The sequence below is a fragment of the Pedobacter sp. 05T44 genome, assembly GCF_056395985.1.
Genome location: NZ_JBFTKO010000018.1, coordinates 16,929 through 30,951, shown reverse-complemented (window position 1 = coordinate 30,951; position 14,023 = coordinate 16,929). Strand labels below are relative to the sequence as shown.

The 14,023-nt window shown below is 42.1% G+C and carries 11 protein-coding genes; 2 read left to right on the top strand and 9 right to left on the bottom strand.

Features of this window, described 5'->3' with window-relative positions; all coding sequences use genetic code 11:
* Position 1 precedes the first annotated feature (1 nt).
* A complete protein-coding gene (gene glyA / locus AC1DDK_RS21795; protein WP_477634052.1) occupies positions 2-1,273 on the bottom strand; it encodes a serine hydroxymethyltransferase in 1,272 nt (423 codons plus the stop codon).
* Between the two features lie 93 nt (positions 1,274-1,366).
* Here glyA and dxs point away from each other — a divergent pair, with 93 nt between their 5' ends.
* Positions 1,367-3,295 carry a 1-deoxy-D-xylulose-5-phosphate synthase gene (dxs, locus tag AC1DDK_RS21790; protein ID WP_172661960.1) on the top strand — a complete coding sequence of 643 codons (1,929 nt, stop codon included), beginning with the start codon at positions 1,367-1,369 and terminating at the stop codon, positions 3,293-3,295.
* The gene (locus tag AC1DDK_RS21785; RefSeq protein ID WP_288882743.1) at positions 3,295-4,278 is read left to right on the top strand and encodes a helix-turn-helix domain-containing protein; all 984 of its coding nucleotides are present in this window, start codon (positions 3,295-3,297) and stop codon (positions 4,276-4,278) included. The genes dxs and AC1DDK_RS21785 overlap by 1 nt, the downstream gene beginning before the upstream one ends.
* Positions 4,279-4,621: 343 nt before the next feature.
* Here the strand turns inward: AC1DDK_RS21785 and AC1DDK_RS21780 are convergent, their stop codons facing one another.
* The 8 genes from AC1DDK_RS21780 to AC1DDK_RS21745 all read right to left on the bottom strand — a co-directional run bounded on the left by AC1DDK_RS21780 (position 4,622) and on the right by AC1DDK_RS21745 (position 14,020).
* Positions 4,622-5,335 carry a DUF4397 domain-containing protein gene (locus AC1DDK_RS21780; protein WP_337717859.1) on the bottom strand — a complete coding sequence of 238 codons (714 nt, stop codon included), beginning with the start codon at positions 5,333-5,335 and terminating at the stop codon, positions 4,622-4,624.
* Positions 5,336-5,351: 16 nt separating this feature from the next.
* Positions 5,352-6,059: a LytR/AlgR family response regulator transcription factor gene (locus AC1DDK_RS21775; protein ID WP_288882746.1), complete on the bottom strand. Its 708-nt coding sequence runs from the start codon at positions 6,057-6,059 to the stop codon at positions 5,352-5,354.
* On the bottom strand, positions 6,060-7,091 hold the full coding sequence (locus tag AC1DDK_RS21770) for a sensor histidine kinase (RefSeq protein WP_477634051.1): 1,032 nt from the start codon (positions 7,089-7,091) through the stop codon (positions 6,060-6,062).
* Complete coding sequence (locus AC1DDK_RS21765; RefSeq protein WP_337717857.1) at positions 7,091-7,888, bottom strand: DUF4249 domain-containing protein; 798 nt, start codon at positions 7,886-7,888, stop codon at positions 7,091-7,093. Before AC1DDK_RS21765 ends, AC1DDK_RS21770 begins: the two co-directional genes overlap by 1 nt.
* Positions 7,879-10,668 (bottom strand): TonB-dependent receptor, encoded by a 2,790-nt coding sequence (locus AC1DDK_RS21760; RefSeq protein ID WP_288882750.1) that lies wholly within the window; start codon positions 10,666-10,668, stop codon positions 7,879-7,881. Before AC1DDK_RS21760 ends, AC1DDK_RS21765 begins: the two co-directional genes overlap by 10 nt.
* Before the next feature lie 115 nt (positions 10,669-10,783).
* Entirely contained in the window at positions 10,784-12,004 is a 1,221-nt protein-coding gene (locus tag AC1DDK_RS21755; protein WP_288882752.1) for an ABC transporter permease, read from the bottom strand.
* 10 nt (positions 12,005-12,014) lie between these two features.
* On the bottom strand, positions 12,015-12,761 hold the full coding sequence (locus AC1DDK_RS21750; protein ID WP_048903561.1) for an ABC transporter ATP-binding protein: 747 nt from the start codon (positions 12,759-12,761) through the stop codon (positions 12,015-12,017).
* Positions 12,758-14,020, bottom strand: a complete 1,263-nt coding sequence (locus AC1DDK_RS21745; RefSeq protein ID WP_288882753.1) for an efflux RND transporter periplasmic adaptor subunit — start codon at positions 14,018-14,020, stop codon at positions 12,758-12,760. The genes AC1DDK_RS21750 and AC1DDK_RS21745 overlap by 4 nt, the downstream gene beginning before the upstream one ends.
* Positions 14,021-14,023 lie beyond the last annotated feature (3 nt).

Here is a 14,023-nt window from a genome sequence, read left to right as displayed (position 1 = left end):
TCTATTTATATAGGGGGAACTTACTTACCAATTCAATTACCTTCTGTTTTACCTGCTTAAGGTTATTTTCGTCCTCAGCGTTGGTAATTACCTGGTCAATCAGATCAACAATAAGTTCCATTTCTTTTTCTTTAAATCCTCTTGTAGTTATAGCAGCAGTTCCTACGCGTATACCCGAAGTAACAAATGGAGATTTATCATCAAAAGGAACCATATTTTTATTTACCGTAATGTCGGCTTTTTCAAGCGCATTTTCAGCAAGCTTCCCTGTGATATTTTTATTTCTTAAATCAATCAGCATCAGGTGGTTATCAGTTCCACCAGAAATAATTCCGTAACCTCTTGATACAAATGCTTTTGCCATTGCCTGTGCATTTGCCTGTACTTGTTTAACGTAGGCTAAATAATCGTCACTCAAAGCTTCACCAAAAGCAATTGCTTTTGCAGCGATAATGTGCTCTAAAGGACCACCTTGTGTACCCGGGAAAACAGCCATATCTAATACTGACGACATCATTCTGATTTCGCCTTTAGGTGTTTTTAAACCAAATGGGTTTTCAAAATCCTTACCCATCATAATCATACCGCCACGTGGGCCACGTAATGTTTTATGTGTAGTTGTGGTAACGATATGGCAATGAGGAAGCGGGTTGGTTAATAATCCGCGGGCAATAAGACCTGCCGGATGAGAAATATCTGCCATTACCAATGCGCCAATTTTATCAGCTACACTGCGTACAAAAGCATAATCCCACTCTCTTGAATAAGCAGAAGCACCAACAATGATTAATTTTGGACGTTCAGCTAAAGCTAATTCTTCAAGTTTAGCATAATCAATTAAACCATCTTCTTTTTTAACTCCGTAAAATAACGGATGATACAATTTTCCTGAAAAGTTAACCGGAGAACCATGAGTTAAGTGACCACCATGAGAAAGATCAAATCCTAAAATCTTATCTCCGGGTTGAATTACCGCAAGCATTACAGCAGCGTTTGCCTGTGCACCAGAATGTGGTTGTACATTCACCCATTCCGCACCAAAAAGTTTCTTTGCGCGTTCAATAGCAATGGTTTCCACCTCATCTACTACCTGGCATCCACCATAATATCTTTTGCCCGGAAGGCCTTCAGCATATTTATTTGTTAAACAAGAACCAGCGGCTTCCATTACCTGTTTGCTTACAAAATTTTCTGAAGCTATCAGTTCAAGTCCATTTTCCTGACGGTCCAATTCCCTGTCAATCAAATMAAAAATTAAAGTATCTCTAGTCATTTATCGAAGTATATTTTTGTAAAATTAGCAATTTTCMTTCTTACTTTGATAACAAAATACCTTACTTTGTATTTCTATTGATAAAACCCCTGCATGGAAGATATTAACGGTCCATTACTACCCAACATAAACTATCCTACTGATTTAAAGCAGTATAAGGAACAAGACCTTGAACAAATTTGCAAGGAACTTCGTCAATATATTATAGATGTGGTTAGTGTAAATGGTGGACATTTTGGTGCCAGTCTTGGCGTTGTTGAGCTTACAGTAGCCTTACATTACGCATTAAACACCCCATACGATAAATTAGTCTGGGACGTTGGACATCAGGCTTACGGACACAAAATTCTTACCGGACGCAGGTCAGTTTTTCATACCAACCGGATATTAAACGGCATTAGCGGCTTCCCAAAAATCAGTGAAAGCGAATATGATACTTTTGGTGTAGGCCACTCTTCTACATCCATCTCAGCAGCTTTGGGCATGGCCGTAGCTTCGCACTATAAAGGAGAAACCGATCGTCAGCACGTTGCAGTGATTGGAGATGGTGCCATGACCGCCGGATTGGCATTCGAAGGATTAAATCATGCCGGTATTGAAAATTCAAACCTGTTAGTGATACTGAACGACAACTGCATGTCTATCGATCCTAACGTTGGTGCACTAAAAGAATATTTAACAAACATTACTACCTCAAAATCTTACAACCGCTTCCGCGATGACATTTCTAATGTGCTTATTAAGCTTTCTGAGCTTGGACCTAATGCGCATAAGTTTGTCAAGAAAATTGAGAAAAGTATAAAAGGTACGCTGCTTAAACAAAGTAATTTGTTCGAAGCGCTGAACTTCAGATATTTCGGCCCGGTTGATGGTCACGATGTGGTCCGCCTAACCCAGGTCATTAAAGATTTAAAAGAGATCCCCGGCCCTAAGCTTTTACATTGTGTAACCGTAAAAGGAAAAGGCTTTGCCCTGGCAGAGAAAGATCAAACAAAGTGGCATGCACCTGGCCTTTTCGATAAAATTACCGGAGAGATAAAAAAATCTGTTCCTGATAAACCACAACCTCCAAAATATCAGGATGTTTTTGGCCATACTTTGGTTGAGCTGGCTGAAGCCAATAAAAAAATTGTAGGTGTAACTCCCGCTATGCCATCCGGATCTTCAATGAACATCATGATGAAGGCAATGCCTGCCCGTGCGTTTGATGTGGGTATTGCAGAACAGCATGCCGTTACTTTTTCCGCAGGATTGGCCACTCAGGGGCTTATTCCATTTTGTAACATCTACTCAAGCTTTATGCAAAGAGCTTATGATCAAGTCATTCATGATGTTGCAATACAAAACTTAAATGTTATTTTTTGTCTGGATCGCGCAGGTTTGGCAGGTGCCGATGGTGCCACACACCATGGTGCTTATGATCTGGCCTATATGCGTTCTATTCCTCACATGACGGTTGCTGCCCCAATGAACGAGGAAGAACTACGTAATTTAATGTATACCGCACAGCAAGACAATATGGGGCCTTTTTCCATACGTTATCCCAGAGGAAACGGCGTTATTGTCGACTGGAAACGTCCGCTAAAAGCATTAGAAGTAGGAAAAGGCAGAAAAATCTGTGACGGCGAAGATGTCGCCATACTTACCATTGGTCACGTGGGTAACTTTGCGGTAGATGCATGCAAAGAATTGAATAGTGAAGGTATACATCCTGCACATTACGACCTTCGCTTTGCCAAACCTTTAGACCAGGCCATGCTTCATGATGTATTTAAAAGATACAAACACATCATAACAATTGAAGATGGGTGTGTGCAAGGTGGCGTGGGGAGTGCAATACTTGAATTCATGGCCGACAATGCCTACAATGCTCAGGTAATCCGTTTAGGTATTCCTGATGACTTTATTGAACATGGTGAGCAGGCCGAATTATGGGCTTTATGTGGTTATGACACAGCAGCAATTATTAATACCGTAAAAAAGATTGCCGTAAGCAGAACTACAAAAACAATGGCCTCCTAATGCCAAATGCCTCAGCGTTAAGGCATCAACCATTTGTAAAGCCAGATCCAGAGTTAATGGATCTGGTCATCAATCATCTTTCTTCCTATCACCCACTTCCCAAAGCACTCGAAAACGAAATTAAAGCATGTTTGTTTGATGTACGGGCTAAAAAAAATGAATACCTGCTTAAGCAGGGCGAAACGAGCGAATACTTATATCTCATCATTAAAGGTTTGGTAGTTGGTTATACCACACTTAAAAATAAAAAACTTACTACTTATATCTGCCTGGAGGGTGAATCTGTTTCAGCTATAAAAGGAATGTACGGCGACGGGCCCTCCGGCGAAAGTATTTACGCTGTAGAGGATTCTCATCTCATCGGCTTGCCCATACATAACCTGCTGCAGTGGCTTCAAACCTCATTTGAGCTGAACATCATCATCAGAAAAATAGTCGAATCCTTTTACAAATCTGCACACCAGCGGTCCAATCTGGTAAGAATGGGGTCAGCCCAGGAGAAATATGAATTCTACCTCAGCACAACAAATCATAATATACAGAGAATTCCCCCTCAATATATTGCTGATCTGCTGGATATAAAGCCCGAAACACTCCATAAGATTTTGAAAAAGGCGAAACAGCCAAATGAGGCTTCAGTACAAACTTATTTTGAGTTAATTGAAGATTACATGAGGGATCAGGAGGCATTTAAACAGCATGGTTTAACCCTGCCCAAGATGGCAGCCGACCTAAGGGTACCCACCCATCAGCTCTCACATGTATTAAATTTTCATTACAAAAAGAGTTTCACTGCCTTTGTAAATCACTACAGGGTTGATTATGTCAGAAGCAAGTTGCAAAACACCTCTGCATGGCAACACCTTACCATAGAGGCTTTAGGAAAAGAAGGTGGCTTCTCCTCAAGAAGTGCCTTTTTCGCTGAGTTTAAGTCACATACCGGTATGACGCCTTCTGAGTATGCCAAGTCCCGACAAAATTAAGTCCTGCATTATAAATCAGGACTTAATTCTCTTTCCTTTCCTTGCCCACCGATAACCTATTGATTATATTTGTTAATAATAAATAAACTTATTTATACCGAATAATTAAGTTCAACGATAATTTTATTGCGTCCAAGAAATGGAAACCTCAGAAATCACCTGGTTAAATGCCAACAAAACCTACAAAAAATGCCCCTATTGCAAACAAGGAGACTTAGATTCGAGAGTTAAAAGAGGCACTTTAGTTAAATCATTTTTATTTTGGCTTGACCTGAAAAGATACGCATGCGGATCATGTGGCCGTAAGGTTTACATGGTTGGCAAAAACGAAAAATAGTACGTCTTATTTGTGGATGTATATTTGCAATTTAAATGATTCCCCTACATCATTCGGTTGTACCAATCCTATCGCCATAACTGTGTAGTACTGCCCCGCTGTTAAAACAGTACTGCTCAAAGTGCTCATGACTGTTCCTTCAGCAGCATTCTTTGTATCAAGAGAATAAGTTCCCGGGGTAATTTCCGTAAAACTGCTAACCGCTTTATAAGATTTGTCAGTAACCAGATTTGTCGTATCATTATTCAAAGACAGATCAAGCGCAGGGGCATCGGGCGATAAGTTTACAAATCTTATAAAAGCCTTTTCAGTGGAATAAGCATCAGGCGTATCTGAAATCAACAGCCCATCCATGTTCTCGTTTTTGTTAATTACAAAAAAAGAATAGGCCTTATTGGTCTCTATTGCTATCGTTTTGCTCAGCAGCGCCGTTAGGTCGCTTTCTGCAGTAAACTTTAGGGTATGGTCTCCTTCAGTCAGGGTAGCATATGGAATTACACCTCCAAATGGCAAAGCGCTCTCAATTACTTTTGTCCCATCCAGATAGGCATTATAAGTAGCCAGGGTAGGCGATGCATTGATAATCGTTAATGAGGAAAGGCCCGTGGTGTCTGCCGCTTCTTTTTTGCAGGAACTGAATAACATGATAGCCAGGGTAATCATCAAAAAAACAAACAATACATCCAGACCTTTATTGGTCTCATTTTTAAAAATATTCATAAGAGTTTATTAAAATTTATAGATTTTTTCCATTAACATATGCCTGCAGCGTATGGCGGTATCCCTCTCCAATGGGTATTTCGGTACCAGCAATAATCACCTGTGTCTTTTGTACAGATTCAATCTTTTCCAGAGAAATGATGTATGATTTATGAATGCGCATAAACCTTCCCGAGCTTAACTTTTCCTCTACCCCCTTCAGCCCCATCCTGGTAATTACCTGTTTGCCATCCTGTATATTGATCCGCACATAATCTTTAAGGCCTTCAATAAAAGTGATGTCCTGCATCCTCACCTTAACAAGGGAATAATTTGCATTTACAAATACATGATCATTTTCCGGTTGAGCCGGTTTAGGCTTTACCTGCCTCACCTGATAAAGTTCTCGTGCTTTTTCAACTGCTTTAAAAAATCTCGAAAACTGCACCGGTTTCACCAGATAATCCACCACATCCAGATTAAATCCGTCTAATGCATGTTCGGGATAAGCAGTCACCATAATCACCATTGGAGGTTGTTTCAACGAGCGCAACAACTCTAAACCGTTTATGCCCGGCATCTGAATATCCAGGAACAGCAGGTCTATCTGTTGCGCCTTTATCAGATCAAATAACTGCATCGGACTGCGGATAGAAGCAACCACATTTAGATAGGGTATTTGCCGTACATTATCTTCCAGCAGCTTCAGCGCCGGGCTTTCATCATCAATTAATATACAATTCATTTATAAGTTGATTTGAAGTTTAGCTACGTAGGTATTATCGGTTTCTTCTATTTTTAATGCATGGTTCTGAGGGTAAATCAGCTCCAGCCGCCTGCGCACATTGGCCAGTCCAATTCCCGAATCCCTTTTATCTGATGTTGATGGCCAGGTTCTTACCGGCGCAATCCCGTTCATTACTTCCATATAAAGCTTACTGKATTCAACGGCAATCGAAACATCTATTATCGGATCAGGAAGCATCCCTATCCCGTGTTTAAAGGCATTTTCTACAAAGGGGATTAAAAACATCGGTTCAATCCTATATTCATCAGTTATCCCCGATAGGTAAAGGTTTACCTGAATATCATCGCCAAACCTTAGTAATTGCAAGTTGATGTAGTTCTTCAGGTATTCTGCTTCTTCTGTAAGTGTGATCTTGCCTTCGTCACTATCATAAAGCATATAGCGCATTAATTGCGACAAACTGATCAGCGAGGGTTCTATCAGTTCCGGTTTCTTTCTCGACATATAAACCAGCGTATTCAGCACATTGAACATAAAATGCGGGCTGATCTGAGAGGATAAAAATTCCAGCTCGGTTTTCAGTTGAATGTTTTCAAGTTCCTTTATATGTTTATCACGAATGACCTTATCCATATAAAGACGGTAACTGAAGCTAACCACAATCACAAAAGTGAAGGGCAATACATTCATGAAGGGTTTCGGATGGGCCATCCGCCGATCCGCAAACCTGGGCATTTCAGGATGCAAAAAGTGATTTGCCAGCATAAACAAAAGCAAGGTCACAACCAGCAGCAGCACATAAAAATACATGCCATTCTTTTTTTCTCTTATCGGATAAATCACAAAACTGTGTACATAGAAAATGATAATGAGCAAAATATTAGAAAGGAACAGGTTTTTAAGCATGTCATTTCTAAATTCTGGCGGGGCGCCTCCAAATCTCGATAGAAATGGCAAACTCAGTACCAGCAACCAAATGAGCAAGGGGGCCATAGCGCTTATTAAGCGCCAGTATTTCGAATTCTTCATTACTGATACACCCGTAATTTTAAACTGTCAGCCTGCATGGAGGTAAAAATGCCCAGCCCATTCACAATGTTGGTATAAGGGTTGGTCAGGTTTAATGAACTGCCGCCATTGTTATTTAAAGCATCGCTATATTCTTTATTGATATGAAACAGCAGCACCCGGTAATTACCCAGGTAATTAAAGGTCATCTGCTGGGTCTGAAAGGACGAAACCTGTCCCAGAATCACTTCGGTGTCTCTGTATGACCCGTTATTTCTCGGATTTGTGCTTGTCCTGCTGGTCTCCGTATTCTTCAGCACTATCATATAATGTCCGCCGGTAGTATTGTTCCAGCTCAGGGTTATCGGAACAAAAGTCGCAGGCGTTGTTCCAAAATCCATTACCGGTACTTTTTGAAGCGAATCAGAAGTCACAAAGCCTGTAGGTTTATCAGGCACCGTAGTTTCTGAGCTGATCGTTTTATTGTTATACTCAAAACTGAGTGAATAGGTCTTATGTTCAGTTATAAAAGTCGTATCACTGTAAACGTAGTTTCCATCGGTACGCTCCGAGAGTTCAACTGTTTTGGCGCCGTCTGATATTTTTAGCTTTAAATCGGTAAGGGGAAAACCCAATGAGATGGTATCATCAAGGTATTTTTGATAATAAACCTTCACAAGGACCGATTTTCCGGGTACCAGGTAACCTTCTACCACGGGTCTGGAATAATCATCATCTAATGTGCTGTCCTTTTTGCAGGAGCATATAAAAAAAGCGGCTAATGCAACGGTAAGTAGGGTAGGTATCTTTATTTCCATTTTAAGCTTAGTGTAATATTAGGGGTGAAACCAAGGTAATTTACATTAGAGGTAAGCACCTGATTGTTTACGATTGAGTATTGTTTATACCAAATGTTTGATCTGTTATAGATGTTGAAGAGCGAAAACCCGATACTCCCGGTTTTACGGCTGTCAATTTTTATCAGATCATAGGTAACCGAAGCATCTAACCTGTGGTAGGCCGGCATGCGGGCCCCGTTTTTCTCGCTAATGGTTAAGAAAGTGTGGCTTCTGCCGGAATAATCATTAACCGTATAGCTGGTCAAGGGCGCAGTATAAGGCTTTCCTGTGGCATAGATCCAGGTTGCAGAAAAGGTCCATTTACCGTTATGATAAACGTTAACCAGCTTAAATTCATGGCCGGTGTCCTGATTTGCAGGGAACTCTCCCCCATACACCTCAAAATTATTTACTGCCTTTGAGAGGGTATAACTCAGCCAGCCGGTGTATTTGCCGTGTGTTTTTTGCAATAAAAACTCAACTCCTTTTGTATAGCCGGTCCCATTGTAAAAATGTTCTTCCAGTGTCCCGGCCGACCCCATCCTCCTGCCGGTTTGTCTTTGCGAATATTCACTCAGGTTATCCAGGCTTTTGTAATAACCCTCTACATCAATCAGGAACTGGTCTGTTTCATAACTAAATCCGGCTATGTAATGCAGGGCAGAGCTTACCGGAATAGTACTTCCGTTAGAAAGCACCCAGAAATCTCTGCTGCCTGCCAGAATATCTTCTTTAATTACCCGGTTTGTAAACTGATAGAATTTTCCGGTTGAGCCTTTAAGTGTAAAGCGATCTGTAAGCGTATAAGTTGCCGAAAACCGGGGTTCCAGATATACTTTTCCCGTAAGGTCATAATAGGTACTGCGCAAACTCGGATTCAACTGCAACTTACTTACGGGATTAATCTCCAGTTCGGCATACCCGCCACTGGTAAGCGCTTTTGTATGCTGGTTAATCAAGGTACTGGTATCATTTAAACTGTTCTGGTAAGAAACATTTTGTCTGGATGCAAATCCGCCAAACAACACCTTTAATTTACCCGCAGCCTGCCATTCCCAGTCAGATTTCAAACTAAAGTCTTTAAGGTTGTTCTTTTCAAATGTCCCTGTCGAGATTTCCTGGTCAACCCCTTCGCTATCCTGAACGGTTATGGTATTGCTGTTGTCTCTGTCACTATGATAGGTCGAATAACTGAGCAACGTATTGGAATATAACCTGGAGTTCCATCGGCTCGACCACTTCAAGCTCGATCCCAGGTTGCCATAAGTTGTTTTATCGGTTGAGCTGATACTACCACCGCCCGACAAGAACGAAGGCAATGCGACATCCCTGCTGTTGTCAAGGTTATCATTTCCCTGGTAAATACTCCACGAAAACCTGTTCTTGTCATCCGGGGCATAGGTATATTTGGCATTCAGGTCATAAAAAGACGACGAGGGTACGGTAGCAGTTGTAGCACCTCCGCCAAAACCTCCGCCTCCGCCACCCGGGGGGCCGCCTCCCATGCGTCCACCCCCTGGTCCGGAAGCAACAGTTGTGCTGCTGTTGAATTTATTGAAGATCTTGTTATATAATGGTCCCTGATAGGAGTGCCTGTAAGCCAGCAACAGCGTTGATTTACTGTTGATCGGTTTTTCCAAAAACACATTCGCACTGAGTAAGCTCAGATCTCCGGCAATATTGGTTTCTTTATTATTCCCTTCTTTGCCTACTATATCGGTAACACTTGATAATCGCCCGCCATATTTTGCGGAGAAACCTCCCTTATACAAAGTCACATCTTTAACGGCATTACTGTTAAATGCACTGAAAAATCCATACAGGTGATCAACCTGGTAAACCGTAAAACCATCAAAAAGCACCAGGTTTTGGTCAGGAGTGCCTCCCCTTACATATGCACCCGATGAAGATTCGTTACTGGCACTAATACCCGGCATGAGCTGAAATGACCTGAGGATATCCTTTTCTCCAATGTTAGGGAGTTCTTCAAGTTTTGACGGAGAAATCTGCAGTACACTTACCCTTCGCTTGTCGGTACTCATCGCGTTGTCTCTTCTTTTATCGGTTATGGTTACCTCATTTAGTGATTTTACCGCCGGAAAAAGTTCTATAATAACTTCTGCTTTAATGTTCGCTTTATTTAATGCGTATACATCCGGGCGGTAACCGATATAGTTTATATCTAGTACACAGGTATCCGAAGGCACGTTTAAAAGTGTAAAATAACCATCGGCATTGGTCGCTGTACTGATACCCGTATGACGAACTTTTACAATTGCCGCAGGCAAAGATTCGCCACTGGCATTGTCTACCACCCTTCCTCTTATTTTAAATGGTTCCATCTTACTGCTTTCTACTTCTTCTGCCTTCAGCAGCGCTGTTTGGTTTAACGGCACTTCTTTAAACACCGGTTTATCACCGGCTATCTTTTTTAAACGGCCCACATCTTCCGGCTTGCGGATGATGTAAATGTTCTGATCCGGATCCAGCCAGTAATACAATTTATTCTCCCGGCAAATCTTTCCCAGCACATCCTTTACCGGTTCATTCAGGTAACGGTCTGTTACCATATAATCTTTAAGCATCTCAGGTTCATAAATGATCCTGGTCTTGCATTTCAACGAAAGGGTATCCAGCATCCTTGCCATAGGCAGGCTGTAAAACCCATCAATTGTGGCCTGCGTTTTTAGCGGGCGCTGCGCCCAGGCACTAATGCTCATGACGCCTGTAAATCCAAGTAACAGTAAAATTCGCTTCATATTCTGGAAGCGAATTTTATAAATTCATATGTTAACAAATGTTAATTGAGATCAACGGGCTAAATTCATAGGTTAAGACTCTATTTTCTGCGACAATTGAGTTCATAAAAAATCACTACTCGTACCTTAACGCTTCTATAGGATCTAATTTTGATGCCTTCAATGCCGGATAATAGCCAAAGAAAATTCCCGTTATCGCACAAACCAAAAAGGAGATTACAATAGAGAATTCAGAAATTACCGTCGGCCAGTTCAACGAAGCCGGAACAATCAGGGCTGCCGAAACGCCCAATACCACACCAATTACCCCGCCGGTTACACTAATCACAATAGCCTCTATCAGGAATTGTAATAAAATATCTATACCCCTTGCACCTATCGACATCCTTAAACCGATTTCCCGGGTACGCTCTGTAACCGAAACATACATAATGTTCATAATTCCTATCCCTCCAATTACCAGCGAGATACTGGCAACAGCGGTTAGCAGCGCAGTCATCATACTGCTTGTAGAATTCATCATCGTCATCAATTCCGCCTGTGTTCTGACCTGAAAGTCATTGTCCTCAGCATCTCGTAAACGGTGCGTTTCTCTAAGTGTACTGGTTATTTCTGCAACCGCAGCGTCCGAAGCAGCTTCACTGGTTGCCGATGCATAGATCTGTCCAAAATAAATGGATGATAAAATCCTTTTCTGAACCGTCGTATACGGGGCAATAATGATATCATCCTGATCCTGGCCAAAGTTACTTGTACCTTTTGGCGTTAGCACGCCTATGACCTGGAATGGGATTTTACCAAACCTGATGATCTTGCCAATCGGATCTTCTCCGTTGGGGAACAGGTTATCAACCACTGTTTTGCCCAGTAAACAGACCTTGGCCGAGGACCTCACGTCTTGCTCGGAAAATATGATCCCTTCTTTAACGGATAGCTTTCTGATATCCAGGTATTCCGGGCTCACTCCCTGAATAGAAGTAGGCCAGTTGGCCGCACCGTTAATGGATTGTCCGCTTGAAGATGCCAGCGGAGAAATTTCTGCAATATTAACAGCATTCTTTTTCAGGGCATCTACATCCTTAATGGTAAGCGTTTTAAGACTGCTGCCCATCATCCTCGCGCCACCGGGTTCATTGCTGTAGGGCATAATGGTAATCATATTCGAACCCATGCTAGCCAGCGAAGCATTGATACTTTGCTTTGAGCCTTCGCCAATAGACATCATCGTAATTACTGATGCCACGCCTATAATAATGCCCAGCATGGTCAACAGTGCACGTAGTTTATTGCGTTGCAGGGCTTTAATTGCCAGTCTGATGAGATTAATAAATTTCATAATTTTCTTCTTAATAATCGTCTGTCGCAGGCAGAGAAGCCAAAGCTTCTTTTGCCCAGCGAATGTGTTTATTCATCGAATCTTTTTGAACCTTTCCGTCCCTTAGCATCACTGTGCGGGTACTAAATGCAGCAATATCCGGCTCGTGGGTAACGAATACAATGGTTTTACCGTTTTGATTCAGCTCCTGCATAAGCGACATGATCTCGTAAGATGTTCGTGTATCCAGGTTTCCGGTAGCCTCATCCGCAAGGATCATAACAGGCTCGTTTACCAATGCCCTAGCAATCGCAACACGCTGCTGCTGTCCGCCCGACAACTGGTTTGGCATATGATCAAACCTTCCATCAAGCTTAACCGCCTGTAAGGCTGCAATAGCGCGCTCTGTCCGTTCTTTGGTACCAATAGTGGGGTTATACAGTAATGGGAGCTCCACATTTTCAAGCGCAGAGGTACGTGGCAATAAGTTGTACGACTGGAAAACAAAGCCAATCTTATGGTTCCTTAATTTTGCCAGTTCGTCTCTGGTCAGCTCTTTTACGTTTACATTATCGAGCATATAAGTTCCCTCTGTAGGCTTATCCAAACAGCCCAGCATATTCAGCAAAGTGGTTTTACCAGACCCGCTGCTCCCCATTATGGTTAAAAACTCGCCCGAATCCACATCAAATGAAACCCCCTTTAAGGCCCTCACCGTTTCGGTACCCATTTTAAACTCACGCTTTACATTTTCTATTTGAAGGATCTTGTTGCTCATCGTCTGTTTCCTCCTGGTCTTTTTGGCATAAATGGACTTGAAGCTGCTGCTGCCGGCATTCCTGCCGAACCGCCCTCCATACCACTGATCACTACATCATTTGCATTCAACCCTTCAAGTACCTCTACATGTGTATTGTCATTCAACCCGGTTTTTATTCTTTTCTGAATAAGCTTTTTGCCTTGTAATACCCACACAAAAGAAGGTTCCATCTTTTCTGTTTCTCCGGTTGGCGCTTTCAGTTGCTTAGTCGCGCTGGTGTCCTTTCTCATCCTGCCTTTACCGCCTTTTCTCCCCATTCCCCTGCCTGGCAATGGCACAATTTCATATTCTTTAAGTAAACTCGAATCCGGATTAAATTTTAAGGCCTGGGCCGAAACCAGCAAAGCATCATTTACCTCTTTGGTGTAAATTATAATGTTCGCAGTCATGCCGGGCTTTAGTTTCTTATCATCATTTGGCGCATCAATCAGTGTGGCGTAGGTAACTACGTTTGCTGATATGGATGGCTGTAACCTGATGTCCTTTACTGTTCCGTTAAAAGTATCGTCTATAAAGGCATCAACGGTAAAAGTTGACCGCTGACCTTTAACTACATTGCCTATATCTGCCTCATCCACCTTTGCCTGAACCTGCATTTTCGTAATGTCTTTGGCAATGGTAAAAATTGTTGGTGTATTAAAGCTCGCCGCAACGGTTTGCCCTATACTAACGCTTCGCCCTAATACTACCCCATCTATTGGAGAATAGATCTGTGTAAAGGAAAGGTTCCTTTCTGCCGATCTCAGCTGTGCCTTTGCATTACTTACATTAGCGGTTGCCACCTGCAAGGTATTTAAAGCCTGATCGTATTCTGCTTTGCTGATTGATCCTGTTTCAAACAATTGCTTCTGGCGACTAAAGTTTGCCTGCTGATAGGTCTGGTTACTTTGAGATTGTGCCAAACTGGCTTTCGCCTGATCAACTGTGGCCTGTATCAGTGTCTTATCCAATTCTGCAAGTAACTGTCCTTTCTTAACGGTTGAGTTAAAATCGGCATATAATGCAGAAATGGTTCCCGATACCTGCGTACCTACGGTAACGGTATCCACCGGCTGCACCGTTCCGGTAGCAGTTACACTTGTTGAAATTGAACCTCTCGAAGGCTGCTCTTTGGTCAGCATTACGGGCTGTTCCTTAGTCCTCAAAAAGAAGTACCATACTAAACCAAGTACAACTATAATGGAGATAATGATTAGAATAATTTTTCTGGACTTCATGAC

Excerpts from the sequence above, each read along its gene's own strand:
- AC1DDK_RS21750 (WP_048903561.1), bottom strand. The coding sequence starts at position 12,761 with ATGAGCAACAAGATCCTTCAAATAGAAAATGTAAAGCGTGAGTTTAAA.
- AC1DDK_RS21765 (WP_337717857.1), bottom strand. The coding sequence starts at position 7,888 with ATGGAAATAAAGATACCTACCCTACTTACCGTTGCATTAGCCGCTTTT.
- dxs (WP_172661960.1), top strand. The coding sequence starts at position 1,367 with ATGGAAGATATTAACGGTCCATTACTACCCAACATAAACTATCCTACT.
- AC1DDK_RS21760 (WP_288882750.1), bottom strand. The coding sequence starts at position 10,668 with ATGAAGCGAATTTTACTGTTACTTGGATTTACAGGCGTCATGAGCATT.
- AC1DDK_RS21780 (WP_337717859.1), bottom strand. The coding sequence starts at position 5,335 with ATGAATATTTTTAAAAATGAGACCAATAAAGGTCTGGATGTATTGTTT.
- AC1DDK_RS21745 (WP_288882753.1), bottom strand. The coding sequence starts at position 14,020 with ATGAAGTCCAGAAAAATTATTCTAATCATTATCTCCATTATAGTTGTA.
- AC1DDK_RS21785 (WP_288882743.1), top strand. The coding sequence starts at position 3,295 with ATGCCAAATGCCTCAGCGTTAAGGCATCAACCATTTGTAAAGCCAGAT.
- AC1DDK_RS21755 (WP_288882752.1), bottom strand. The coding sequence starts at position 12,004 with ATGAAATTTATTAATCTCATCAGACTGGCAATTAAAGCCCTGCAACGC.
- AC1DDK_RS21775 (WP_288882746.1), bottom strand. The coding sequence starts at position 6,059 with ATGAATTGTATATTAATTGATGATGAAAGCCCGGCGCTGAAGCTGCTG.